This window comes from Saprospiraceae bacterium (genome assembly GCA_016712145.1).
In the GTDB taxonomy this organism is placed as follows: Bacteria; Bacteroidota; Bacteroidia; order Chitinophagales; family Saprospiraceae; genus Vicinibacter.
Window position 1 is genome coordinate 1,076,762 of record JADJRO010000001.1, and the last position, 25,196, is coordinate 1,101,957.

Here is a 25,196-nt window from a genome sequence, read left to right on the forward strand (position 1 = left end):
TATTTATTAAACGTTTTATACTTTAACTGAACCCTTTGCCTTTGCAATTACATCTTCTGCAATTTGCTTTGGCACTGGTGCATAATGTGAAAATTCCATGGTCGAACTCGCACGTCCGGACGTAATTGTACGCAATTGTGTTACGTACCCAAACATTTCTGAAAGCGGTACATCTGCTTGAATTGCTACAGCACCACCCATTCTTTGCTCTTGTCCTTTAGGCATCCCCCGACGACGGTTTAAGTCCCCAATAACCGGACCAACATAATCTTCAGGTGTGATCACCTCTAATTTCATAATCGGTTCCATTAACTGCGGACCTGTTTTTGGCGCAGCTTCCCGGAAACCGTCTTTAGCACACAATTCAAATGCCTGTGGCTTAGAGTCGACCGCGTGCATAGACCCATCAAAAACCCTGATTTTCATGTTTTCGATGTTATAGCCAGCCAAAATACCGTTATTCATCATTGAATCAAATCCCTTGGTAATTGGGGCTATATATGTTTTATCAATGGCTCCACCATATACATCCCAAACAAATTGCATCCTGGTTTTGCCATTTTTATATTCATCACTTTCAAGAAACACTTCATCCGCTGGGCCAATTTCAAATTCCATATCGGCAAACATACCGGAACCTCCAGTTTGCTTTTTGAGTCGCTCGCGGTGGGTAATGGTTTTGGTAAGTGTTTCTTTATAATTTACTTGAGGAGCTCCTTGATTGCATTCAACACCAAACTCTCTTCTCAAACGATCTACAATAATTTCCAGGTGTAATTCACCCATACCACTAATAATCGTCTGGCCGGTGTTTTCATCTGTAAATACCCTGAACGTTGGATCTTCTTCAGCCAATTTTGCCAAAGACATCCCTAATTTATCTTGATCTTTTTGTGTTTTAGGTTCAATTGCAATGGAAATTACCGGTTCAGGGAAATTCATTGCTTCAAGAATAATTGGATGATTCTCATCACAAAGAGTATCTCCTGTTTTAATATCTTTAAAACCTACTGCCGCAGCAATGTCTCCAGCTTCGATAGAATCAATTGATTTACGGTCATTTGCGTGCATCAGGAATATTCTTGATATTCGCTCTTTATCCATATTGACCCGGTCTTTTTCAGAACGCACTTTCATTACATAGGAACCTGCATCCAGTTTCCCGGAATAAACCCGCATAAATACAAGTCTTCCAACAAAAGGGTCTGTTGCAACTTTAAAAGCTAGCGCTGCAAATGGCTCTGTTACTGATGGTTTTCTCCATAATTCTTCATCCGTTTTCGGATGTGTTCCTTTAACCGCTTCCACATCCAATGGAGATGGTAAAAATGCACAAACAGCATCTAATACCGCTTGAACTCCTTTATTTTTAAAAGCAGAACCACACAGCATGGGTACGAATTTCATATCGCAAACTGCAGCACGGATCGCTTTGATCATTTCTTCTTCTGTAATGCTGTCTGGATTGTCAAAAAACTTGACCATCAGATCATCATCATATTCCGCAATCGATTCTATTAATTCTTGACGACAGGTATGCACTTGTTCAGCAATTTCTGCTGGAATTGGAATTTCCTGATACGTCATGCCACGAGATTCTTCATCCCAAACAATGGCTTTATTTGTTATTAAATCAACGACTCCTTTAAAATGCTCTTCTGAACCGATTGGTACTTGTAATGGAACGGCTTTAGAACCTAACATGGATTTAACCTGACTGATGACATTAAAAAAGTCAGCACCTTGTCTATCCATTTTATTTACGAATCCCAAGCGAGGCACCTTATAATTGTCAGCTAATCTCCAATTGGTTTCACTTTGAGGTTCTACCCCATCGACGGCACTAAATAAGAAAACAAGGCCATCCAATACCCTTAAAGACCGGTTTACTTCGACTGTAAAGTCAACGTGACCTGGTGTATCGATTATATTTACGATATAAGGAGAATCTTTCCAAATCCAATTTGTCTGAGTGGCAGCAGAAGTAATGGTAATTCCACGCTCTTGCTCTTGGGCCATCCAGTCCATAGTTGCTGCACCATCATGAACCTCTCCAATTTTATGCGTGAGACCTGTATAATATAATATACGTTCTGTAGTAGTTGTTTTGCCTGCGTCAATGTGTGCTGCAATCCCTATGTTTCTCAAATATTTTAAATCCCTTGACATTCCTACTTACTTAATATTCTATTGAATTACGATTTAAAATGGGCAAATGCACGATTGGATTCAGCCATTTTATGGGTGTCTTCCCGTTTTTTAACAGCCGCACCTTCATTTTTACTTGCTGAAATAACCTCATTGGCTAATTTGTCTGCCATTCCTTTACCAGCACGTGCTCTTGAATATTTAATTAACCATTTAATGGCGGTGGATATTTTTCTAGCTGGACGCATTTCTTGAGGAATTTGAAAAGTGGCTCCTCCAATACGTTTAGGTTTTACCTCAATATGAGGCATTACATTATTAAGAGCTCTTTGCCAAACTTCATGTGGATTTTCAGTTGTTTTCGTTTCAACTGTATCCATAGCCTTATAGAATATGTTATAGGCGGTACTTTTTTTACCTTCCCAAATCATATTATTTACGAATTGAGTTACCAGTGGATCATTGAAACGCGGGTCGGCTTCTATAATTCGTTTCTTTGGTTTATGTTTTCTCATGGACTATTGAAAAAGAGATTTTATCAAATTATTTTTTAGGCATTTTAGAACCATACTTCGAACGGCTTTTTTTCCGGTTGTTTACCCCGGCTGTATCTAATGCACCCCGAACAATGGTATAACGTACTCCTGGAAGATCTTTTACCCTTCCCCCTCTTACTAACACAATTGAGTGCTCTTGAAGGTTATGGCCTTCACCTGGTATATAACAAATAACTTCAATACCGTTGGTCAAACGAACTTTGGCCACTTTACGTAAAGCGGAATTTGGCTTTTTGGGAGTTGTAGTATAAACTCTGGTGCAAACACCCCTTTTTTGAGGGTTGGATTGCAGTGCACGAGATTTACTTTTGTACACAACTTTTTCCCTTCCTTTCCGAATTAGCTGGTTAATAGTAGGCATAAATTGGCTTGTACTTAATTTTAATATTTTATATATAACAGATTTTCAACGCCTTATGACATACCTATCCCATAAGGAGACGCAAAAATAGAACTCTTTCGATAAATAGCAAAATCCAATTGCATATTTATTCAATAAGTTTGCAAGACCTTAACACACATAACCATCAGAAACCATGGATTTTATAAAAGAGATTTGCCTTCGGAAGGCTACAGCGCTGGATGCACAAGCTATTCTGGACCTAGTAAAAGAACTGGCGGTTTATGAAAAAGCTGCCCATGAGGTAAAAACGGAGCCTTCAGATTACCAAAATGGGCTTCAAACTGGTCTGTTTCAGGTGTTATTAGCAGAACACCCGAATTTTGGAATCCTCGGAATGTGCTTATACTTTCCCTATTTTTCAACCTGGGGTGGCAAAACAATGTATTTAGAGGACTTTATTGTTAAAGAGTCTTTTAGAGGATTTGGATTGGGCCGTATCCTTTTTGAGGCATTTATTAAAGAAGCAAAAGTTCAAGGAGCCCGAAAATTAAAGTGGCAAGTCTTGGATTGGAATGAACCCGCTAAAAATTTCTATCGCCACTACTCCACTAAATTTATCTCTGGTTGGGAAAATGGAATCATCGAGTTTGAACCCCTTTAACCAGATGTTGGATAAATTGAATTTGGCTGAATTTCGATCTGCCTTCTAATTCGACAGGATTCTAACCACCGATAGATATTTTATATATATTTGCCCGAATATATGACTACAGGCAATCATATAATCCAATCCCTAATCGGACTGCGCTTAAAAGAAAATTTTGAATCAATTTTTAAATTCAATATTTTCGACACAATTCTGATCTTCTTGACTCGGATTTCAATTCGATAAAATTTAAATTAAGACAATAGGATCAGTATATCGGACGCATGAAACGCTACAAAAAACATATTACCATCCTCATACTAATTGTAATGAGCGTAATTTATACGGCCATTCATCCGCATGCCATCCATTATTTTGAATCCCGCCCCGGTGCCCTGCTTAATGATTATTTACTTAATATTATTCCTTCACATAATGTTGCATTGTTTGTATTTCTAATTCAATATTTCAGCATCGGTGTGTTTTTATTTTTCAATATCAGGAATTACGATACCATGGTTAATGTAATTGCTGCTTTTCTTCTTCTTCAGACCATTCGACTTTTCACTATTTATTTATTGCCTTTAGAACCACCTGAAGGGTATGTCCCGTTAAAAGATGCGATTTTAGGAGCCGTTGTTTATTCAGGCAAAATCTATAGCAAAGATTTGTTTTTCTCAGGTCATACGTCCGCAATGTATATTTTGTATTTCTTTGCTAAAACTCCTAATCAAAAAATATTTCATTTGTGTAGTTTAAGTTTGATCATTCCATTAATTTTGATTCAACACATTCATTACACCATTGATATTTTAGGTGCTATCGTGATTTCATATCTTGTCTGTTATTTCCTTAGAAGATTTTATTATTACACGCATCCTGAAATTTATGACAAGGTGAGTACTTCCAATTCGAAAGATGATGAATTGCCCCCTTTGTGGAAATTTAAATTATAAATTAATATTCTTGTATTTTAAAAAATGATTTTTAATTCTGCATATGTTTTATTTCAATCTAGTTCAATAGTTCAAATTACATTCACATGATTTTATTAATACATGATCATGTCAGAAATTAAAAATGGAGTTGAACAAGAAAAATTTTATTGGTGGTCTTCCGGACTTTCGGTTGCAGAAATTTTAGAATTATTTCAATACAGAATTTTAACTCCACGGACACAATATCGCAACAACTTTCATTTTGAAATCAGTCCTGAACAACTTCAAATTCTTTCAGAACCTTCTGACTTTAATATTGGATTTATAGGAGACTTAATGCCTATTAATGGTAAAAATTTTGTTTTATCTCCTGAATTATCAGACCACTTGAAATCACTTGATTTGCTTGTAGTAAATTTTGAAGGTGTCATTACAGATTCGAAGCGGTTTTTAGCACAAGTTCATCATCCGGAAATCTTAGAAAAGCTCAGAACAATTTATCAGGGACCTATACTATTGAATGTGGCCAATAATCATTCCGGTGATTTTGGAGAAAATGCATTTTATAAACATCTGGAATATTTAAACCGGAATAATTTTCCTATTTTTGGATATCGTGAAAATCCGTTTTTTGAACTAAATAATATCCGATTTTACAGTGCATCACTTTGGTCCAATCAGGAATTTAATGTGATCAACCGCTTTACTTACCAAATGCATGAAGAAATTAATCGGAATATTTCAAAAAATTATTTTAATATTTTTTTACCTCATTGGGGCTACGAAATGCAACGCTACCCCATTAAGAAACATCAGGATTTTGCATATAATTTATTAAATACCTGGGATATGATTATTGGAAATCATACCCATTGTCCACAACCTGCAGAATTGATCCCATTTGAAAATGAACAAAAATTAATTGCATTTTCCTTAGGCAATTTTTGTTATGATATTTTTAATTCCAATCAATGGCATGGAGCTTTCTTGATTGCTGGAATGTCTTTAAAACATGTTAAACCAAAATTGGTATCTTGTAGTTATTATTATACACATCAAGAAATCCCTAAAAATGAAATTCGAATTAAATTGTGCTCCGAACTCAATTATGCTAAAAGACGGCTCGAAATGCTGAATTATTTAAAATTTTAACACGAAGTAAGTTAAGAGAATCTGCAATCAAACTAATGCCGTCGATCTAAAATAAATTGCATCCAAAGTTTTAATTCATTTTTTTGTTCGTCGTTTATATATAAATCATCTAATACGGATTGTGCTTTTAATTTATAATTCGTAATCCGCTGCTTTAGTTTTTCTTTAATTGAATATTGATTCAACAAGGAGGCGACTTCCTGTAAGCGTTTTGCTGGATCATTACCCGTTACGTATTTTTCTAGAAATTCTTTACGAACTTCCGTATTCATGGCTTCACACAATTCTAAAATCAAAGCTGATTTTTTTGCCCTCAGAATGTCTCCTCCCTTTATTTTACCAAAATCCGTGGTTTCAGAATAAAAATCCAACCAATCATCTTCCAATTGAAATGCCAATCCTATTTGAATTCCAAGTGAGTAGAGCGCATTTGTTAAATCTTCACGTTTAGAAATTTTGGCAGCCAACCCAAAGCAACACGCCAATAAAACAGCTGTTTTAAGTCGAATCATCTCCAGATATTGTTCCAATGAAACATCCAGCTTGATTTCAAAACTCATATCCAGAGACTGGCCTTCGCAAACTTCGCGTGCCGTATTTAAAAATAAATCCATCAAGTTGATTTTAGTATCTCCGGCTTGCGCCTTCTGTATAAATGAAACACTTTCAATCAACATTAAATCGCCCGACAATATGGCTTCATTTTGTCCATATTTCACATGAACTGTATCAAAACTTCTTCGCTTGGAAGATGCATCCATAATATCATCATGGATCAAGCTGAAATTGTGAAAAAGTTCGATACCATAAGCCGCATCCAGTGCACGGAGCTTATCCCCTTTTAAAATATCAACCAGATATAATAAGGTAATTGGCCGAAGTCGTTTCCCGCCTATCGATAAGATATACGTTACCGGATCATACAATTCAACAGGTTGTTTAGTCCATTGAACTTTGGCCATATACATTTCAAAGGATTTGAGTAACTCGCCGATTGAATTTACATTTGTCATAATAAAATGGGCATGCTGATGATTCAAAAATATGGATTGATACTGATTATTTTCTTTGTTCAATGCAAGGTAGAAGAAAAAGCGGACAGTATATTTTTCAACGGTAAAATTTATACCGCTGATTCTAAAGATGCAGTTGTTCAGGCCCTGGCTATAAAAAAAGGGCAGATTCTGGCAGTTGGGACTGATCAAGACATTCTCAAATTCAAATCGGATGTTACGCAAATGAATGACTTGGAAGGTCAATTTGTGATGCCCGGATTGATTGAAGGGCATGGTCATTTTTTTAAGTTTAGGCAAGAGTGTTTTGAATTTAAATTTGCTTCAAACTAAAAATTGGAATGAAATTACCCAAAAGGTTGCTGAAAAATTAAAAACGATCCCTGAAGGTGAATGGCTTGAGGGTATGGGGTGGCATCAGGAAAAATGGAATGAAAATCCTGGCTTAACAGTAAATGGTTACCCATTTCATGATGATCTCAGCAAAATAAGCCCTGATAATCCTGTTATTTTAAAACATGCCAGTGGTCATGCATTAATCGCAAATCAAAAAGCGATGGAACTTGCTTCAATAAATTCTGAAACCAATTCACCTGCTGGAGGTCGAATTGTAAAAGATGCAAGTGGAAAACTCACCGGAGTCTTTGAAGAAAATGCCATGAATTTGATATTCAATGCATTTCAACAGTCCTTTCAACAAAAAACCAAAAGCCAGCAACTGGATTTATTAAAATTACAGGCATACCATGCAAATACCTTATGCAATCAATTTGGGATTACTAGTTTTCAGGATGCTGGCAGCAGTTTGGAAGAAATTCGGGCATTGAAATCACTTTGTGATTCACAACAACTTTCCATAAGGCTTTACGTCATGTTGCTGAATGATACGGACAGCACTTTAACTGATCTCGACCAATTACCAATTCCAATGAATCAGAATCAATCGTTTAGTTGTAAAGCAGTCAAAGCCTATTTGGATGGAGCACTGGGAAGCTATGGTGCCTGGCTACTCGCCTCTTATGCTGATAAATCTGATTTTTATGGGCAAAACACCTTGCCCATTTCAAAACTTCAACAGATTGCTACAACCTGCAAGCAGAAAGGACTCCAACTTTGTGTACATGGAATTGGCGATCGTGGAAACAGAGAAATACTAAACGTATTTGAAAACCAATTAAAATCATCAAACTACGATCAACGCTGGCGAATCGAGCATGCTCAACATTTGGATTCATTAGACATACCCCGTTTTAAAACTTTAGGCGTCATTGCCTCCATGCAAGCAATCCATTGCACATCAGATGCGCCATTTGTAATCAAACGACTTGGATTTGAAAGAGCCCGACAAGGAGCTTATGCCTGGAGATTTTTATTAAATGCTGGAGCACATTTAGCAAATGGTACAGATTGTCCGGTAGAGTCTGTAAATCCTTTTGAATGCATGTATGCTGCCATTACCAGAAAGCGATTGGACAACGGACTGGAGTTCTTTCCTGAACAAAAAATGAATCGGATCGAAGCCTTACGGTCTTATACCATCTGGAATGCTTATGCTGCATTTGAAGAATCTATTAAAGGCAGTCTTGAAGTTGGAAAGCTTGCTGATTTTATAATCTTGGATAGGAACTTGCTGGAATGTAATGATGCAGAGGTGGCCGGATGTAAAGTGACTAAATTAATTTTTGGTGGAAAAGAACGCTCAATTAATTAATCTTGAAATCTGTTAATTTACTTGATCAAAAAGGGCCTCAGGGTTATTTGTTTTTAATGAATCTGGATGGACTGTTAACAGACAGTTTATTTGCCCATTATACAAGCTGGCAAGAACAATTAAAAGAAATTAACATTGACTTAAATCAAACTCAATTTTACAAATTACAAGGTCTTCGTGATGCAGAATTTTTAAATCATCTCTTGAAATCGTCAAAAATTTCGCTTCCTATTTCCGATCGCGATGAAATCATAATAAAAAAGAATCAAAAATATCTCCACAACATTCGATATCTCAATGAAGATGATTTGTTGCCCGGTGTACGAAATTTTTTGGTTGGTGCAAAACGCATTCAAATTCCGATTGCAGTTATTTCAGAAAATGTAAATGCCCACTTTGTAATTGAACAAACCGGCTTAAAGCCTATGATTCAGCTAGTTATGGATGGAAATCAGGCTTCGCCTCCAAAACCTGATCCATCTATTTATTTAACTGTAGCAGAAAGGTTCAAATATCCAGTAAAACAATGCATTGTATTTGAAAATTCACAACTCGGATTGGAAGCTGCCATCAGGGCCAAAATGAAAATTGTTTGCATTGGTGATTTTGAAAAATTCCAGGATGCAGATCAGGTATTTCCAGATTTTAAAAGGATCAAAGCATATGAAGTCATCAATTGGTTTCGGATCATGTAATTCATTATTTTCTGAAATCATGAAAAGATCCAACGAAATGCTTGAATATTACAATATGAAGAATCTTCACAATTGCAGGTTTCTATAAATCAATAGCAAACAATCTGATTGCAAAAGTTATTTTAAACCAAGTAAAAACCCGATTGTAAAATTAGCATCCCAGTCAAAAACGAATTTCTTACATCCGGTTTCTTCAGCTATCGCTTTGTAAATGTTAATTCCAGCACGTTGTTTCTCTCCGTTTACTTTGTAATCAGCTGGGGCATTTAATACCGTATAACGCTCTTTTCCAGTGCGGACTTGTTTAGCCAATTCGAAGGGAATTCCACCTATTATAAAACAATAACCTCTGTTTGCTGAAGGTATCTTTGAAATTGTTTTACGCACATCCGTGTAAACCTGATCGTCTGTCAAGTTTTTTTGAAAATACTTTGACCCATGGGATTCCAAAGCTTGAATTGCTGTTCCGGTTTTCCAAGAAATTTTGGTGTTTCCTGAACCAATATCCACCATAAAGGATTCAGACTCAAGGCTTGCAGGCATCACGCATTTCAAGCCAAAGGTTCCTTCCTGTTGGGGAGTCACCTCGTTGACGAAATATCCCAAGGCCTTCAGACCATTCGATATTTTAACCACATTCGGTTCAGATTTTGCACCGGAACTTACCACAAAATGGATGTCCTTTCCAGGAACTCCAAAATCCAGCATTCCCCTAATATAGTTTTTAAGTCCTCCACGCACATCATCGTCTGTTGCCATGTGTTCATGAACCAAGCTGGAACCAAATTCTGATTTTTCCAACTTCCAGTTTTTATCTTTATCAATACGCACTATAAACGAATTAAACCCAGCAGCCCCTAATTCCACCACTCCTTTTAAACTGCCATTTACAGGTTCTGGAGCTTGATAGTCAAAAGATGGCCTAGCCGCGGCAGCAGTATTTTCGCCTTGTTTAGATGCATTTGCATCGGGAAGCTGCGATTCGGGAGTTGTATTCTCATTCTGTGCAGGTTCTTCAGTTGATTGAACGGCCCCAAATTTTTCCTGCAATGAGGGTGCGAATTTTTGATAGGCTAAAAAAACAAGCCCTAAAATCAATAATACGATGAGAATTCTAGAAAACCGGGTTAGTTGCATATTTTACTTTTTTATTTGATAACCAAACAACGAAATTAAAAGTTTCCTTTAAATTAAAATATTTATAAATTTAGACCAAGAAGTCAGAATGTTCTATAGAATGACCTTATTTTACTTAATTAAATAGTTAGCTAAACTTTGCAGATGCCCGACCAAATTAACAAGAAAACCTCGCTTATTTGCCTGATCATTCTGTTTTCAGCAATCTTTATATTCAGGATAAGCCATATTCATACTAAAGAAATTTCCTGGGATGTACTTGGATATTATCTCTATTTACCTGCCAGTTTTATTCATCATGATCCCGGTTTGCATTCAATTGAATGGTTACAAAAAATCAATGATGAACAACAATTAACGGCTACTTTTTACCAGGTCGGATCAAATTCAAAGGGAGAGCCCATGTATTTTTTCTTGATGGGAATGGCTCTGTTTTATCTTCCGTTTTTTTTATTGGGACATGGAATAGTCCAATTGACCCATTATTTGCCCGATGGATTTAGTCCGCCCTACCAAATTGCTTTGGTTTTTGGTGGTTTAGTCTATACACTGATCGGATTAATTTTTCTACGCAAAATTTTATTGAACTTTTTTTCAGAGCGCACTACCGTTTTTACGATGCTGATCATTGTCCTTGGTACGAATTACATTCACCATCTCACAATTGACAATCTTGCTACGGTAAATGTATTGTTTATGCTGATGAGCATATTAGTTTGGAATACGATCCAATTTCACAAACAGGCGAATACCAGAAATTTAGTTTGGATTGCCGCTCCTATTTTTTTAATGGGTCTGGTAAAGCCAAGTGAAATTGTTGCACTGTTAATTCCACTCTTTTGGAATGTAAGTTCAATTGCTGCATTTAAAGACAAAATGCGTTTGATAGTTCAATTCAAAGGAACGATTCTACTTTGTCTACTTGGCGGACTGCTTTTGTTTTTTCCACAAATGTATTATTGGCATGAACGCACAGGCAAATGGTTGTATGACAGCTACAAAAATCCGGGTGTAGGCCTGGACTTGTTTTCACCGCATATTTTAGAAGCCTTATTTAGTTATCGGAAAGGATGGTTTATCTATACACCGGTTATGGTTTTTTCAATCGTAGGATTTTACATTTTAAAGAAACAAGACAAACCTTTATTTTCAGGAATATTCATTTATTTTCTGGTAACATTTTACATTATTTGCAGTTGGTCGGAATGGTGGTATGGCGCTGCGTATTCACTAAGACCGATGATTACCAGCTATCCACTATTGGCAATAAGTTTAGGTTATTTTCTGAATTTTATTTCTGAAAAGAGTAAACCAATTAAATATTCTGTTTACTTAAGTATTTGTATTTTAATTATTTTAAATCAATTTCAATGGTGGCAATTGCGTCATTTTATTTTAGATCCATATCGAACAACAAAGGAATATTACTGGGCAATATTTGGAAAAACACATAAAAATCCAGAATGGGACCAATACAAATTGGTTGAACGAGATTTTTCCGGAAAATTTGAATTTAAGAACAGAGAAAATTACTTGCATAAAGTATTAGCATCCTGGGATTTTATTAATGAAAAAGACACACGTTTTGAAAAGGATAGCGCTGGCATTGGTATCTATCGCATGGTAAAAGATGAAGAATTTTCAAAAACATTCTCCTATCGTTTTAATGAAATCACATCTAAAGATCATGCATGGATAGAAGCAAGCATTTCCATTAGATTTCCGGATTACTCTGTTGAGTCAAAACAAGATCCCCTTTATTGGTTATGTCTATGGAGCACAAACATGGAATCTATGCATATCATGCCCTTGAGTTAAAACCAGACAGCCTGCCCATGAATTGGGTAAATTATAAAATGGTATTTCTCACCCCAGAAATGAGATCACATAAAGATGAATTTAAGTGTTATATCTGGAATAGGTCCAAGCAGCTCCTAGAAATAAGTCAATTTAAACTTGACCAATACGAACCTAAATAAGATGATCTTTCAAGGATTCTTTTTGTGAAAATGAATTGTTTATTTGATCTTTGTATTTATTAATGACAGAACAAACAAAAAACGGAGCGATCAATCTGGAAGAATATTTTTCAGTTTTTCGCAATAATATAATTGGCATTGATCAATGTCTGGAGACGCCAGATGGACATACGCATCCAATTGTATATGCTGATTGGACTGCAAGTGGACGAAGCTATCAGTTGATTGAAGAACGCATCCAAAAGGAAATTATGCCTTTTGTAGCTAATACCCATACTGAGACGAGTGGCACCGGTATGGCCATGACATTTGCCTATCATGAAGCGCATCAGATTATCAAAAAGCATGTAAATGCGCATAATACAGATGTATTAATTTCATCAAATTCCGGGATGACCGGAGTCGTCAATAAATTTCAACGAATTCTCGGATTAAAGTTACATGAACGATTTCGTTCTAAGGTGCAGTTGGATGAGGAAGAACGTCCTGTAGTATTTATCACCCACATGGAGCATCATTCAAATCAAACCAGTTGGCTTGAAACCATTGCAGATGTGGTTGTTATTCCACCAGCAACTGATGGCTTGATTTCATTAGAATCTTTTGAAAATTGCATCTTCCAATACATCAAAAGACCCTATAAAATTGCTGCAATAACTGCCTGTTCAAATGTAACCGGCATCATCACCCCTTTTCATGAAATTGCAAAATTGATTCATAAATATCAGGGGTTGTGCTTTGTTGATTTTGCCTGCTCTGCTCCTTATGTTCAAATTAATATGCACCCTGAGGATCCGGATGCCAGCTTGGATGCAATCTATTTTTCACCACATAAATTTTTAGGAGGTCCCGGAAGTTCAGGGGTGTTGGTCTTTGATAATAAATTGTATTCAAATACCATTCCGGATGATCCTGGAGGAGGCACTGTAGATTGGACCAATCCCTGGGGAGAACATAAATTTCTTGAGAATATTGAAGAGCGTGAAGATGGTGGAACCCCTGCATTTCTCCAAACGATTAAAGCGGCCATGTGCATCTTACTAAAAGAAGAAATGAATGTTCAATTGATGTTATTGCGAGAAGAAGAGTTGATGCAAATATTATGGAACGGTTTATCACAAATTCCCAATTTACACATTTTAGCATCACAACATAAACATCGGCTTGGTATCATTTCTTTTTACATTGATGATTTACATTATAATGCAGGAGTTAAATTATTAAATGACCGATTTGGAATTCAAGCTCGCGGCGGCTGTTCATGTGCCGGAACCTACGGACATTATCTGTTAAATGTTAGCCCGGAAATTTCTCATAAAATTACGGATCGAATCAATACTGGAGATTATTCCACCAAACCTGGTTGGATCCGCATATCCATCCATCCTTGCATGACGAACCAGGAAGCCCATTATTTAGTAAAATCCATTCAAGAGCTTGCTGCCAATTTTAAAGAATGGGAGAAAGATTATATTTTAAATTTCACAAAAGGAATCATACGTTTTAAAGATGATGAAAGAGACAGTTTGTTAAAAGGCAAAATGTATTCTATTTTACATCGCCGATTTTGTGATCTGGAATCGTAGCTTGTAATTTCGACATCCTATTTTTTAAATCCAAAACAACAACACATGCAATTAAAGGCCAGAAAATATTATTGGCTTTGTCTGTGTCTAGAAAATTATTTAAAAAGCCATGCACAAAATATGTTAACAATGCACACAATACTGTGCATAAAATAAATCGATCTTCTTTATTTATTTGCGGATGATAATATGCTCTAAATCCTATAATGAATACGCTCACAAACAAAGCCAGAAACAACAGCAGACCGATCAATCCAGATTCAGCCAAAGGTCCCAAATATTCACTGTGTGCATTTCCTACATCACCAAAATTGGTACTGATACTTGTGAAATTTCCAGATAATTGGTATGGGGCATATTCAAACATATAAGTTCCAGGACCAAAGCCAAAAATGGGTTTGCTTTTCCACATTTCAATTGCTGAAGACCACCTGTTGATTCGCTCCAGGTTAGACGGATCTGAACTAATATTTGAAATAGATTCTGCATTTTGTACTATGTCATCACTGCCTGCTACCTTGTTACGCTCCATTTCCATAATTAATGGATCCAAATTGACTATCAGATAATAGAGCCCGACAGCAACCCCTGCCAATACCCATTTCATTCGAATTCTAAATAAAAAAATCAAGAACAATAATAATGCAGGCACAATACTAACCCAAGCCGCTCTAGAAAAAGTTAGTACCAAGCCAGTAATTAAAACTAAAAGCACAATACGTAAGAACCATTGAAGGATGAAATTTCCTTTATACCATTTGATTAATCCAATACTCAAAGGAATTACCAATGCTAAAATAGCCCCAAATATGGTGTGGTCTTTAAAAAATGGTTGCATGGTCCATTGTGAAGGTTTATCTTCAAAACCATAGGAAGACAAATGAACAATATTAAACAGGCTTACAAAAAACATCCCTAATACAAATAGAAACAAATATTTCCGAATAGCTAAGTTGTCTTTAAAGAATACACCCGCTAAAAAGTAACATGGTATAATAAACCAAAGTTTTGCAATAATAAATTTAATGGATACTAATTTGTGTACACTGGTAAAACTTGTGATTACCCACCAAATAAAAAAACAATAAATTAAAACTGTTATAGGATGTTTTAGAAAACTTGCATCCACTTTATCGCTGGTAACAAAGAGAAGAAAAAAGAAGAGTACCAGAATTAATCCTAAAGGTTCGGAGGGTAATGCAAGACTCAAATGAGACCATTCTACATCCGCAGGGTTAATTGATAAAGGAGTTATAAAAGCCAATAGAAAAAAAAGAAGATCCGGTTTTTTAATTATTAAAGGGATAAACAAAATAATTAAAGGCAATCCGAGCAAGGGATATAATTCAAAACGAAATGCAAAATAAATGGTTCCCAATGAAAGAATGAGACTGCTGTAAAATACAGATCTACTATTTTCCATGTTTACGGAATTAAGCCTCCAGGTTCTTTCTGTACTCTGGCCAACTTTGCTTAATCAATAATAAGCCAATGGAAATAAACATTGAACTAATCAGACTAACTAAAACAACTAGCCAACGAACAGGGTATGATTTTCGTTCAGCTGGTTCTGCTGCATCGACAACAAATTTTTGAGAAAACTGGATCTCTCCATCTGCTTTTGTTTGAACTAAATATTTATTAATTAGCATGATGTTTTCTATTTCACGATCAAATATTCGTTCCACTTTATCAAATTCTTCTCCGTATTTAATATTTGAATCAACCAGCGTTTTTAATTGATTTCGCTCGGCTCCTACTGCCTGTGCATATGCTTCTAATAAATAGCCCCTTTGAAACTGACTCATGATTCCTTTATTGGTCAGATAATCCATTTCTAATTTAAGACTGTCAATTAAATCTTGTTGAATTGTATGTTGACGCTCTAAATTTGTAACAAGTTCATTTGCACGAAGCTGAACCATTTCATATTTTAAAGTATCAAGATAAGATGCAATTGCATTGGCCATATCAGAAGCTATTTTTGGATCTTTATCCTTTACTGTAATTTGGATCGAATTAAATTTTGTTCGCTTTATGTCTACATTGCCTTCATATGTTTTAAAAACAAAAAACTTAGCTGCAGCATCGGATTGTTTGATTTTGTAATGTGTATAAAGGTCAAATTTATTTACGACCCGTTCCATTAAACTCGTAGAGTTTAGCAACTCAAGAGCTTGTTCGGCCTCCCCTGTTTCTCCAAAATCACTGATATTTCCTCTTCTGAATGCAGTTTCATTTACAGGAACCTGGGCAAGTTTTACCGGAAAAATTGTTGTTGTTGATTTATAATATACAGGAAGAACTAATGCAATACAGGCTGAACCTATTACTGTCAACAAACCAATGATAAATAACAGTCGGAAATTTTTCCAGATCAATCTAAAGAGTTCATTAAAACTTAATACCTCCATGTTTCGTCGTTTTGTGTATGCTGATATTACGAAAAAAGTCCCAAATTATTGGGTAAAATTCAAAAAACATGCGAATATACTCATGAAAAAGGCTTTCAATTGCTAATTTTCAACAATGCTTATAATTTCAATCTAAGAAAAAGTTGTTTAAGTTCTTGATGTTCTATCGTTTCAGATTCACTCGTAGCCATACGTAATTCAATGTATTTAATCCGATCCTCTGTAACTGGATGCGTACTTAAAAATGCTGGCACCGATAAGCCTTTATTACCTATACTTAAAAACACTTTAAACAAATCAAGCATTCCTGTCAATCCTATTTTACGATCCAATAGGATCGAAACCGCATACTGATCTGCTTCTTGTTCAAATTTTCTAGAGTAACTCAAATTTTGAATTGAATTTGCATTTTCCAGGATGATTCCGGCTAAACCAGTTAAATCACCAAAGACCGCTGCCAAAATCAAATAAGAGGATGCGGATCTCAAGATCGTTTTCAAACTGTGCTTCTTATCAACATGAGTGAATTCATGTCCAAGCAATCCTGCAAGACTTTCGTAATTGTTTAATTTATTTATCAATCCTTTATAAACCACAATGTGACCTCCAGGAATGGCAAATGCATTCACAATCGTATCCTCAGAAAAATGCATGCGAATAGGATACTCTGTAGCTACATTCATTAATTTAAAAAAAGAATCCAGCTGCATTGATTTTAGCTGATTTTCTTTATTTGCAGACATAAACTGCGCAAAAATTTTGTCGCCCAATTCAACTTCCCATTTAATCGGAATTGTTTTTGTTAACCCATCTGAAACTTTTGGAGCAATTAAGAAATAGAGTCCTAAAATTCCTATGACCAATATGGCTATTCCCCCAGAAATTAATCCAATTGCATGTTTGTTGATCCAATCATCCTTTTTTATCCATTTATAAAATGGATATTTACTTTGAAGGAAGTCCAATATTTCTATTGAATCAAATTCTAAATATTCAAAAGGTGGTTTGGCACCATGCGAAAGGATCAATTTAGTACCAGAATAATTAGAGTCTGGTTTTATTTGATTAATAGGCCATTCAACCGATTGAACCTGATTATCTTTTTGAATTATAAATTTAAATGAATCGGGTTCGAAACTAACTTCAACTGGTATAGGATTTGGTTTTATACCAGAATAATAAAAAGCTTTTTTCATCACATTTCTAAATCTAAAAGGTCTGATGTAATCTGCTGTTGCATCATGCAATTGAAGTGATTCATAGGGCATTTAGGAAAACCTAACTTCGAACATGGACGACAGCTTAAATTCAATACTTCATGATTACGATGTATTCCTGGTTTTGTTCCGTAATAAGGATACATACCAAATTGAGGAATGGTATTTCCCCAAAACACATGCATGGGTTTCCTTAAGGCTGCTGTGATATGCATCATTCCAGTATCCGGTGTAATAACCATAAAGGCATTTGCTATGATTGCAGCTGATTGCTCTATTGAAAATTGGCCGGCATGATTTATAAATCCATCCGGAAATTCCATTTCTAATTGCCTCCCTAAATTAATTTCTTTTCTTCCACCAATTAATACAACTGGAAATTTTACGCTGCCAATTAAATCTCGCCACTTTTCTAAAGGAATTTGCTTAGTATAATGAGCAGCTCCCAAAACGCCGACTATATATTTTGGAGGCAAGCTCTCAATAATTGCATCAAAGTTATAATTCTTGTTAAAAAAATAATCAAGTCCCTTGCCATCATTCTTAACATGTAGTGCTTGCAACCCTTCAAAATAACGATCTACTAAATGTTTATCAGGCATTAAGTTGATTTTAAATGCACACATAAGCCATTTCCAGAAATTAATTTTATTAAAACTATAAACTGGTTTACGAAGTAAAATTCTCAATAAATAGGATCTGGTATTTTTGTGTAGATCGATTACCAGGTCGAAGGACTCAGATTTCAGATCATTCAGGCATTCTAAAATTGACTTTTCAAAACTCCAATGTTTCTCGATATAAGGATTATTACCTAATACCGATTTAAATCCTGCTTTAGTGATTAAATGGATTTCTGCATCCAATTGCATTTTTAAACAACGAGCTATTGGTGTAATTAGAATCAGGTCCCCAATGGAACTAAAGCGGATAAGCAAGATCTTCCGTTTCAACGATTAAACTGTTCTAATTCGCTTAAAGTAAACTATTTAAAACCGAATCAATGTCCAGATTTAATCAAGCTTAAGCTAGCGAATCCATCTTTGGTAGTCAAACTCAAAAAGTAAACTCCTGAGGTCAAGTCATCTGTGTTCATAACAAATTGATTTGAACCAGATATCATACTAAAATTCTGATTTTTAACAATTTCACCTGCAGCATTCACTATTTTAGCATTGACATCCAACGCTTCTTTTGATTCTAAATTGATTACAATGTGATCGACAAATGGATTTGGAGAAACGGAGACCGCTGTTAAACCAGGCAATGAAACCGTCTTTACCAGACTTCTTTTTCCATCGGCAAACCAACTGCCGTAGCGTGCACCCTTTACAAAAAGCAATTCGTTGCCATTGGATGCAATTTTGCTTTTTGCTAGCGGTTTGTATTTTAGTGAGATATCCCCTGAAGTATTTACTCCGTCGTATAATAAGAAATCATCATGTACAGAATAACTTGCAAAACCAAGATCATCTCTATTTATTGCGATCTCACCTACATCTCCCGTCTCTACATTCGCTCCCAACAGTGAATACGTATTGAATGAAGATTGGGCTTCAACGTAATCAAACGCTATAATATAAGGTGAATTTTTTGAAAATACCGGATTCCCTATACTTACATTTTCGGGGATATCTCCAAACAATTTTTCAATGTGACCGTCCCCTACTGTTTTAGAAACCAAATCAAACACTCTCACAAAGCCAATATCCCAATATTCATATGGATTTAAGGTACCGTTGTCAAGTTCACTTAAGCAGTCATACATGAGGTATTGCCCTGAGTGTTCAAAGTCTAAAAAGTCTGCGTACTTTACATTGGATGTATTTACACCAGAGCCCGTTGTAGGATTACTAAGTGTGAATGTATTCCATTTTTGATTTGAAAATTGGTAAACATGGATTTTATTTTCTGCTTGTTCGTATAAAACGGCAAGAAAAGAACCATCTTTAGAAATACAAGCATTTCGATAAATTGGGTCGCTGTCCAATATAAATTCCTGATAAAGTTTGGTACTTGTATTATAAAAGAGTCCATACAATTTTGAATCATCTCCTACATAGTAAATTTCTGAACCATCATCAGAAACGCTTGGCTTGCTTTTAACAGCATTTTGGCTTAATTGTGTAATTGCACCTGAACTCCGATTGATTAAATAAACACCATCAAAATTATCATCCGTGCACACAACGAATTCTTTACCAGGATTAACAGGTAAATCTTTTTGATAATTAGTACCACCTCCTCCAGGAGTACCGCTTGAACCAATTCCTACCATATCAAATGCTTTTTTAGCCGCATTGTGCACAGCAGAATTATTTCCATGTAAATCAATGCATGCTTGTTCGACAGCAGGACGTAGTTCTTTAAATTTAGACGAACGGGTTAAATATTGACTAAGAGCTTTATAGTATACTTTTTCAGCGACTCCTTTTGCTGCTGCTTCATTAGATGTTTTTGCCAACTCTTGAACAAATAAATAAAATGCATAATTTGGAATCCCGCTATTAATATGCACGCCACCATTATCAGCGGTGCCTTTATATTGTTCATTGACATGTCTGGGTTGCCATCTTCCAAAGTCATTTGTTTGCGCTCCGTTGTGAGGGTCACTCATATTGCGCAATGCTCCAGATGGGAACTCACTTAATCGAACCACGTCTTCACCAACTTTCCAATCATCCCGATCAATTAAAACGCCAAATACATCTGCAAAGGATTCATTGATTGCGCCTGATTCACCTTCATAGTCCAAATTGGCTGTACTTTCTATTACACCGTGAGACATTTCGTGCCCTGCTACATCCAATCCTCTCGCTAAAGGCATAAAAGATTGCGCTCCATTACCATAAAACATAGCTTGTCCATTCCAAAAAGCATTATCTAAACCTCCACCACTTTCATCATTAACATTTACAACTGAAATAATGGATCCTCCGATTCCATTGATTGAATTTCGTGTATGGGTATTGGTATAATATTCAAAAGCGATTCCTGCATTGTAATGAGCAGAAACTGCATTTTTGGCCCAGGTATTTGTAGTTGATTTAATTTGATCTACTTTAAGATTGTTTGGATTGGTACTTTTTGCATCTAGTGTCCAGATAGCACCAATCGGGTTGTCCAATTTAAAGGAACCAGGTTTAAACATTGGTCTGGACCCGTCGATTAAATAGACTGTTGAATTCTCTCTCCACACATTCAAGCTTCGAGTTACATCCAACAAATCTTTGGCAGTGGTCACTTCAGCACCCTGTGGTGGAGCTGAATTCACTGGTGTTTCGTGTTTGTGTTCGTTATTAGAATGCGACAACAAACAATGTTTTTGGTAATATTTTACAACTTTTCCAGAAACTGCATCTGTTAATACAGTATATCGAGTCATTGCAGTAGGAAATACATCCAATTCATAAACTAAATGCCATTCGCTTGTTGCTGGATTAAACCAATATACCAATCTGGATTGTTGCAGGCCCAATTTGATAAATGCTGGTTGCTCTATATTGTCAGAGGCAAAATGAATTCCAGATTTTTTAAGTTCAATCTGAGCTTGATTATAGGCCTCTATAGCATCTATTTTAGCTTCAAAATAACGATCTGGTAATTGAACCACACCGTGAGCCAAAACTTTTTGGTCAGGATAAATATGCACGAAATACTCGCCATTAAAAACTGGTATCCCTTCGAAGGTTTGGTCATACTTAATATGAATAATGCCTTGTTTATCTTTTTCTTCACTACGCAATGTATAAGCTGTTCCAGCATATTCCGGCAAACTTAAACTTTTAGGAAGTTGTTCTGCCCAATACTGTGCATCAGACATTTGGATTTGTGTACGCTTGTTATTTGTTATAAAACGAATGGGAATTCCTTCCTCGTTCATTTGAATTACCTGCATTGCAGTTTTACCTGTCTGCAATTGGTGACCTTGCAATGATTTGTAGGATGGATTGATTACAGGAACTATTGAAGATTCCAGTTTTGGTAAAAAACCAGATGGCTTTGTCAAAATTTTATTTTCAATTTTAGCCCCGCTGCTAATTGTAAACTGATGTGATTTTTTGAAAGCCTGTGCCGTAACTACTTGCAGAATGAGTAAACTTAGCAATGTGCTAAAAGTAAATTTTTTCATGAATTCAATTTTTGAATAAGGTGAAGGGCGTGATTGTAAAATAGATTAAGATTATTATTTACATCAGGTGAATTGCTATCCCAACTCATCCGATGCATTTTGGTTCCCAGTTTGTATTCAATAAATTTATACATATTTCCAGGTTGATTCCAGTCCAATTGATCCAATTGCAACACGTCTATATTTCGAGTCAATTGGTTGATATCGGCCTTTTTCAAACTCCCAATTTTGGCTCCACCCTGATCAACTGAACCTTTCAGGTTTATGGTGTAGACCGTTTCAATCCCGGCAAAACCACCCCCATTTCCAATTCGGATGTAGTCTGGATTGGGATCTTGCTTCGTCGGACCGCAGGAATTTCCAATGAGAATAATAGATAACAAGCTGATAATGTATGCTTTAGTAAAAATCATTGTAATTAGATTGTCTTAAATTCTCGTTAAATGCTTAAACAAAGAACTAAATATAAATGTAGGACGTTTTATCTTTGTAAAACAATTAAAAAACAGTTAAAAATATGAAAAATTTATTTCTTTTATTAGGTTTTGCCTTCTTGATTTCAGCGGGAACAGCTTCTGCTCAAACTTGTTCTCATGGTGCTAAATCTGCTGAGGCTAAATCTTGCGCTAAACCTAGCGAAACTGCAATGAAAGCTGCAGCTAATGATCCAAATATTGAAACAAAAGTATGTGAAAACGGAAGTGTTTGTTTCTTTAAAGTATCTAAAGATGCTGCAGGATTGGCTTCTAAAACACCTGTTCGTTTTGATGATGCAACAGCTAGTTTCGTAAGCATTCCAAGTACAGAAGCTTCTGCAACGGGTGCGACAGGAAAATCTTGTTCACCTTCAAAAGCATGTTGTGCAAAAGGTTCAGCAAACGGTAAAGCATGTTGTAAATCTAAATCTACTGCTGCAGTTCAAACTGAAAATGTAGCACCAGCTCCTCAGACTAAATCTGAATAATTTTCAATTCAATTAATAAAAAAGGCTTTCCTTTCCGGAAAGCCTTTTTTATTTTGCGTCCTATGCATCGAATTTCATATAGTTTTGTTCTGATTCTCTTTCTTTTGGTTAAACTTTCAGGCCAAATGCACCATCAATTGCATACAGATTGGTTTTTTAGTCCTGGGGACAGCATTCGATGGCTCCCTTGCAACATTCCAGGCAACAGCTTTACAGCCCTTCTTGAAAATTCAAAAATTCCAAACCCCTACTTCTCTCAAAATGAAGCAACAGTTCAATGGGTAAGTTATAAAGAATGGTGGTTTAAATCCTTGATTCAGATTGAACCTGAATTTTTATTAAATGAACATATTTATTTGAATTGCCCAGGTCTGGATACCTATTGTAAAGTATACCTTAACGATCAGTTTATTGGTAATGCTGAAAATGCGTTCAGGACCTGGAAATTCGATATTAAATCTACATTAAAAGTTGGAACCAATGAATTACTAATTAAAATCCAGTCTGCTAGTCTTCTTGCAGATTCATTGTACCGTCAGCTTGAAACTAAATTACCTGGAGAAAAACGTGTCATGGTGCGAAAGCCTCAATACCAATTTGGTTGGGATTTTGGACCTACCTTAGAAAGTGCAGGAATTACAAAGCCAATTACAATAAATGCATGGCATGAGTATCTATTGGAACATGTTTCCTTGCACACCAAAGAAATCGGATCCGGTTATGCGGAATTAAAGCTAGAAATGGATTTTAATTCTGGCATAGATAAACTTCAAAGTTTCGAATTAGAAATTGGAAATCAACTTTTTAACTTTGATTGTTCTTCTCAATTTGGACAAAATCATTGTACACAAACTCTGGTCATTAAAAATCCAGAATTATGGTGGCCTAATGGACATGGCGACCAAAAACTTTATTCATGCAAATTATCGATTCTTGAAGGGGGTCATAAACGATTGTTGAAGGAATGGAAAACAGGTATCCGTTCGATTACATTAATGAACCAAGCAGATCAATTCGGATCTTCATTTTATTTTTAGTAAACGGTAAAAGAATCTTTTGTAAAGGTGCTAATTACATACCCCAGGATATTCTGTTTTTAAAAAGTGATCACCCCTTGCGCATTATTGATCAAGCTGTGGATTGTAATTTTAACATGTTGCGGATCTGGGGTGGTGGCACTTATGAATCTGAAGCTTTTTACGAAGCATGCGATGAAAAAGGGATCATGATCTGGCAAGATTTTATGTTTGCCTGTGGCATGTATCCAGGAGATTCGTCTTATCTTACAAACGTAGCACTGGAAGCAGAAGAACAAGTAAAACGACTTAGCAGTCATGCTTGCATCGCATTGTGGTGTGGTAATAACGAAAATAACGAAGGATGGAATCGATGGGGATGGCAGTTGTTAATTTCGCCCAATAATCAAAAACGCATTTGGAATGATTATCAACTTTTATTTAATACTATTTTACCTGATGCTGTAAAAAAGCACAGCAACTTCACGTCTTATTGGGAGTCATCGCCATTATACGGAAGAGGCGACAAACGATTTACTAACTATGGAGATGCCCATGATTGGGGTCTTTGGCATGATGAAATGCCATTTGAGCAATTAGAAGATCGAGTCCCACGATTTATGAGTGAATTTGGTTTTCAATCACTCCCTTCACTGGTTACATTAAAAACAATTGCAGATGATAGCGATTTGCAATTAGAATCAAAAAGCATATTAAACCATCAAAAACATCCCAGAGGAAATAAGCTTATCCGGAAATACATCTCACATGATTTTCCCGAACCAAAAAATTTTGAAGAATTAATTTATCTCAATCAAATTTGTCAGGCTGAGGGTATTTGCAAAATTCTTCGAAAACATCGGCTTTCAAAACCATATTGCATGGGTACATTGTATTGGCAATTTAATGATTGCTGGCCTGGAATCTCATGGTCAGGAATTGATTATACAGGTCGATACAAAGCCTTGCAACACCTGGTTAAAAAAACTTTTGAACCCGTACTATTTGTCGCAACACCCATCGAAAATGGCATTTCAATTCATGCACTGTCTGATTTAATTGAAAATGAATCGTATGAATTAGATATGCATCTTCAGGATTTTTCAGGTAATTTTATATTTTATGATCATTGGGAAGGTCCTATAATTAATGATAGTTCTCAATTAATCTTAACCATACCACTTGATTTAAAAAACTTGAATTTACCCAAGATTATTACCTCTTATTAAAATGGAAAAATAAAACGCAAAGCGGAAGCAGTGCATGTTTTTTTGATAGGTTTAAAAATTTAAATTTATTAGAACCTGCTGTTCAAGTTTTGGATTTTGAAAAAACCAACAACGGATATCGTTTCAATTTACGTGCTAAAAATTTTGCAAAAAGCATCTATTTAGTTGAGACTAAATCGACACAGTTCTACCCTAACTATTTTGATTTAAACCCTAATGAATTATTAAAGATTGAATGCATTAGCAAGGATCCAAAATTAAAAAGTCAGGATATTCAATTTTTTTCATTGTACAATTTACTCCGGAATTAATTTGAAAT

General features: G+C 35.7%; 23 protein-coding genes. 12 read left to right on the plus strand and 11 right to left on the minus strand.

Annotation, left to right across the window (positions count from 1 at the left end; genetic code table 11):
* Positions 1–15: 15 nt before the first annotated feature.
* The 3 genes from fusA to IPK91_04785 are packed head-to-tail and all read right to left on the minus strand — an operon-like array spanning position 16 to position 3,066.
* A complete protein-coding gene (gene fusA / locus IPK91_04775) occupies positions 16–2,169 on the minus strand; it encodes an elongation factor G (GenBank protein MBK8296587.1) in 2,154 nt (717 codons plus the stop codon).
* 26 nt (positions 2,170–2,195) lie between these two features.
* Positions 2,196–2,663: a 30S ribosomal protein S7 gene (gene rpsG / locus IPK91_04780; protein ID MBK8296588.1), complete on the minus strand. Its 468-nt coding sequence runs from the start codon at positions 2,661–2,663 to the stop codon at positions 2,196–2,198.
* A gap of 28 nt (positions 2,664–2,691) precedes the next feature.
* Positions 2,692–3,066: a 30S ribosomal protein S12 gene (locus tag IPK91_04785; protein MBK8296589.1), complete on the minus strand. Its 375-nt coding sequence runs from the start codon at positions 3,064–3,066 to the stop codon at positions 2,692–2,694.
* A 175-nt stretch (positions 3,067–3,241) separates the two neighbouring features.
* Here IPK91_04785 and IPK91_04790 point away from each other — a divergent pair, with 175 nt between their 5' ends.
* The 3 genes from IPK91_04790 to IPK91_04800 all read left to right on the plus strand — a co-directional run bounded on the left by IPK91_04790 (position 3,242) and on the right by IPK91_04800 (position 5,784).
* On the plus strand, positions 3,242–3,709 hold the full coding sequence (locus IPK91_04790; protein MBK8296590.1) for a GNAT family N-acetyltransferase: 468 nt from the start codon (positions 3,242–3,244) through the stop codon (positions 3,707–3,709).
* A 269-nt stretch (positions 3,710–3,978) separates the two neighbouring features.
* A complete protein-coding gene (locus IPK91_04795) occupies positions 3,979–4,650 on the plus strand; it encodes a hypothetical protein (protein ID MBK8296591.1) in 672 nt (223 codons plus the stop codon).
* A gap of 108 nt (positions 4,651–4,758) precedes the next feature.
* On the plus strand, positions 4,759–5,784 hold the full coding sequence (locus tag IPK91_04800) for a CapA family protein (GenBank protein MBK8296592.1): 1,026 nt from the start codon (positions 4,759–4,761) through the stop codon (positions 5,782–5,784).
* Positions 5,785–5,816: 32 nt separating this feature from the next.
* Here the strand turns inward: IPK91_04800 and IPK91_04805 are convergent, their stop codons facing one another.
* Positions 5,817–6,824 (minus strand): polyprenyl synthetase family protein, encoded by a 1,008-nt coding sequence (locus IPK91_04805; GenBank protein ID MBK8296593.1) that lies wholly within the window; start codon positions 6,822–6,824, stop codon positions 5,817–5,819.
* On the opposite strand from IPK91_04805, the gene IPK91_04810 reads away from it, so the two are divergent.
* Genes IPK91_04810 through IPK91_04820 form a run of 3 tightly spaced genes read left to right on the plus strand, consistent with a single transcriptional unit; the run spans position 6,816 to position 9,203 of the window.
* Positions 6,816–7,130 carry a hypothetical protein gene (locus IPK91_04810; protein ID MBK8296594.1) on the plus strand — a complete coding sequence of 105 codons (315 nt, stop codon included), beginning with the start codon at positions 6,816–6,818 and terminating at the stop codon, positions 7,128–7,130. The two genes, IPK91_04805 and IPK91_04810, sit on opposite strands and share 9 nt — an antisense overlap.
* The gene (locus tag IPK91_04815; GenBank protein ID MBK8296595.1) at positions 7,117–8,508 is read left to right on the plus strand and encodes an amidohydrolase; all 1,392 of its coding nucleotides are present in this window, start codon (positions 7,117–7,119) and stop codon (positions 8,506–8,508) included. Before IPK91_04810 ends, IPK91_04815 begins: the two co-directional genes overlap by 14 nt.
* A 2-nt stretch (positions 8,509–8,510) precedes the next feature.
* Entirely contained in the window at positions 8,511–9,203 is a 693-nt protein-coding gene (locus IPK91_04820; GenBank protein ID MBK8296596.1) for an HAD-IA family hydrolase, read from the plus strand.
* Between the two features lie 117 nt (positions 9,204–9,320).
* Here the strand turns inward: IPK91_04820 and IPK91_04825 are convergent, their stop codons facing one another.
* Entirely contained in the window at positions 9,321–10,340 is a 1,020-nt protein-coding gene (locus tag IPK91_04825; protein MBK8296597.1) for a hypothetical protein, read from the minus strand.
* Between the two features lie 144 nt (positions 10,341–10,484).
* Here IPK91_04825 and IPK91_04830 point away from each other — a divergent pair, with 144 nt between their 5' ends.
* Both IPK91_04830 and IPK91_04835 read left to right on the plus strand, forming a co-directional pair.
* Positions 10,485–12,158, plus strand: coding sequence for a hypothetical protein (locus tag IPK91_04830; protein ID MBK8296598.1), 1,674 nt, complete (start codon positions 10,485–10,487; stop codon positions 12,156–12,158).
* Positions 12,159–12,381: 223 nt separating this feature from the next.
* A complete protein-coding gene (locus IPK91_04835; protein ID MBK8296599.1) occupies positions 12,382–13,905 on the plus strand; it encodes an aminotransferase class V-fold PLP-dependent enzyme in 1,524 nt (507 codons plus the stop codon).
* Here the strand turns inward: IPK91_04835 and IPK91_04840 are convergent.
* From IPK91_04840 to IPK91_04865, 6 genes are all read right to left on the minus strand, one after another.
* Positions 13,868–15,328 carry an O-antigen ligase family protein gene (locus IPK91_04840; GenBank protein MBK8296600.1) on the minus strand — a complete coding sequence of 487 codons (1,461 nt, stop codon included), beginning with the start codon at positions 15,326–15,328 and terminating at the stop codon, positions 13,868–13,870. The genes IPK91_04835 and IPK91_04840 overlap by 38 nt on opposite strands.
* A 10-nt stretch (positions 15,329–15,338) precedes the next feature.
* A complete protein-coding gene (locus IPK91_04845; protein ID MBK8296601.1) occupies positions 15,339–16,319 on the minus strand; it encodes a hypothetical protein in 981 nt (326 codons plus the stop codon).
* A gap of 119 nt (positions 16,320–16,438) precedes the next feature.
* Positions 16,439–17,515, minus strand: coding sequence for a M48 family metallopeptidase (locus tag IPK91_04850; protein ID MBK8296602.1), 1,077 nt, complete (start codon positions 17,513–17,515; stop codon positions 16,439–16,441).
* Entirely contained in the window at positions 17,515–18,489 is a 975-nt protein-coding gene (locus IPK91_04855) for a glycosyltransferase family 9 protein (GenBank protein ID MBK8296603.1), read from the minus strand. The genes IPK91_04850 and IPK91_04855 overlap by 1 nt, the downstream gene beginning before the upstream one ends.
* A 47-nt stretch (positions 18,490–18,536) precedes the next feature.
* Positions 18,537–21,668 (minus strand): M4 family metallopeptidase, encoded by a 3,132-nt coding sequence (locus IPK91_04860; GenBank protein ID MBK8296604.1) that lies wholly within the window; start codon positions 21,666–21,668, stop codon positions 18,537–18,539.
* Positions 21,665–22,081 (minus strand): hypothetical protein, encoded by a 417-nt coding sequence (locus IPK91_04865; protein ID MBK8296605.1) that lies wholly within the window; start codon positions 22,079–22,081, stop codon positions 21,665–21,667. Before IPK91_04865 ends, IPK91_04860 begins: the two co-directional genes overlap by 4 nt.
* A 104-nt stretch (positions 22,082–22,185) precedes the next feature.
* Here IPK91_04865 and IPK91_04870 point away from each other — a divergent pair, with 104 nt between their 5' ends.
* The 4 genes from IPK91_04870 (at position 22,186) to IPK91_04885 (ending at position 25,188) form a co-directional block, all read left to right on the plus strand.
* Positions 22,186–22,632 carry a hypothetical protein gene (locus tag IPK91_04870; GenBank protein ID MBK8296606.1) on the plus strand — a complete coding sequence of 149 codons (447 nt, stop codon included), beginning with the start codon at positions 22,186–22,188 and terminating at the stop codon, positions 22,630–22,632.
* A gap of 62 nt (positions 22,633–22,694) precedes the next feature.
* Positions 22,695–23,669, plus strand: a complete 975-nt coding sequence (locus tag IPK91_04875; protein MBK8296607.1) for a hypothetical protein — start codon at positions 22,695–22,697, stop codon at positions 23,667–23,669.
* The gene (locus IPK91_04880; protein MBK8296608.1) at positions 23,597–24,877 is read left to right on the plus strand and encodes a hypothetical protein; all 1,281 of its coding nucleotides are present in this window, start codon (positions 23,597–23,599) and stop codon (positions 24,875–24,877) included. Before IPK91_04875 ends, IPK91_04880 begins: the two co-directional genes overlap by 73 nt.
* Before the next feature lie 89 nt (positions 24,878–24,966).
* Positions 24,967–25,188 (plus strand): hypothetical protein, encoded by a 222-nt coding sequence (locus tag IPK91_04885; GenBank protein ID MBK8296609.1) that lies wholly within the window; start codon positions 24,967–24,969, stop codon positions 25,186–25,188.
* Positions 25,189–25,196 lie beyond the last annotated feature (8 nt).

Excerpts from the sequence above, each read along its gene's own strand:
- fusA (MBK8296587.1), bottom strand. The coding sequence starts at position 2,169 with ATGTCAAGGGATTTAAAATATTTGAGAAACATAGGGATTGCAGCACAC.
- rpsG (MBK8296588.1), bottom strand. The coding sequence starts at position 2,663 with ATGAGAAAACATAAACCAAAGAAACGAATTATAGAAGCCGACCCGCGT.
- IPK91_04785 (MBK8296589.1), bottom strand. The coding sequence starts at position 3,066 with ATGCCTACTATTAACCAGCTAATTCGGAAAGGAAGGGAAAAAGTTGTG.
- IPK91_04790 (MBK8296590.1), top strand. The coding sequence starts at position 3,242 with ATGGATTTTATAAAAGAGATTTGCCTTCGGAAGGCTACAGCGCTGGAT.
- IPK91_04795 (MBK8296591.1), top strand. The coding sequence starts at position 3,979 with ATGAAACGCTACAAAAAACATATTACCATCCTCATACTAATTGTAATG.
- IPK91_04800 (MBK8296592.1), top strand. The coding sequence starts at position 4,759 with ATGTCAGAAATTAAAAATGGAGTTGAACAAGAAAAATTTTATTGGTGG.
- IPK91_04810 (MBK8296594.1), top strand. The coding sequence starts at position 6,816 with ATGATTCAAAAATATGGATTGATACTGATTATTTTCTTTGTTCAATGC.
- IPK91_04825 (MBK8296597.1), bottom strand. The coding sequence starts at position 10,340 with ATGCAACTAACCCGGTTTTCTAGAATTCTCATCGTATTATTGATTTTA.
- IPK91_04830 (MBK8296598.1), top strand. The coding sequence starts at position 10,485 with ATGCCCGACCAAATTAACAAGAAAACCTCGCTTATTTGCCTGATCATT.
- IPK91_04835 (MBK8296599.1), top strand. The coding sequence starts at position 12,382 with ATGACAGAACAAACAAAAAACGGAGCGATCAATCTGGAAGAATATTTT.
- IPK91_04840 (MBK8296600.1), bottom strand. The coding sequence starts at position 15,328 with ATGGAAAATAGTAGATCTGTATTTTACAGCAGTCTCATTCTTTCATTG.
- IPK91_04845 (MBK8296601.1), bottom strand. The coding sequence starts at position 16,319 with ATGGAGGTATTAAGTTTTAATGAACTCTTTAGATTGATCTGGAAAAAT.
- IPK91_04850 (MBK8296602.1), bottom strand. The coding sequence starts at position 17,515 with ATGAAAAAAGCTTTTTATTATTCTGGTATAAAACCAAATCCTATACCA.
- IPK91_04860 (MBK8296604.1), bottom strand. The coding sequence starts at position 21,668 with ATGAAAAAATTTACTTTTAGCACATTGCTAAGTTTACTCATTCTGCAA.
- IPK91_04865 (MBK8296605.1), bottom strand. The coding sequence starts at position 22,081 with ATGATTTTTACTAAAGCATACATTATCAGCTTGTTATCTATTATTCTC.
- IPK91_04870 (MBK8296606.1), top strand. The coding sequence starts at position 22,186 with ATGAAAAATTTATTTCTTTTATTAGGTTTTGCCTTCTTGATTTCAGCG.
- IPK91_04875 (MBK8296607.1), top strand. The coding sequence starts at position 22,695 with ATGCATCGAATTTCATATAGTTTTGTTCTGATTCTCTTTCTTTTGGTT.
- IPK91_04880 (MBK8296608.1), top strand. The coding sequence starts at position 23,597 with ATGGAAAACAGGTATCCGTTCGATTACATTAATGAACCAAGCAGATCA.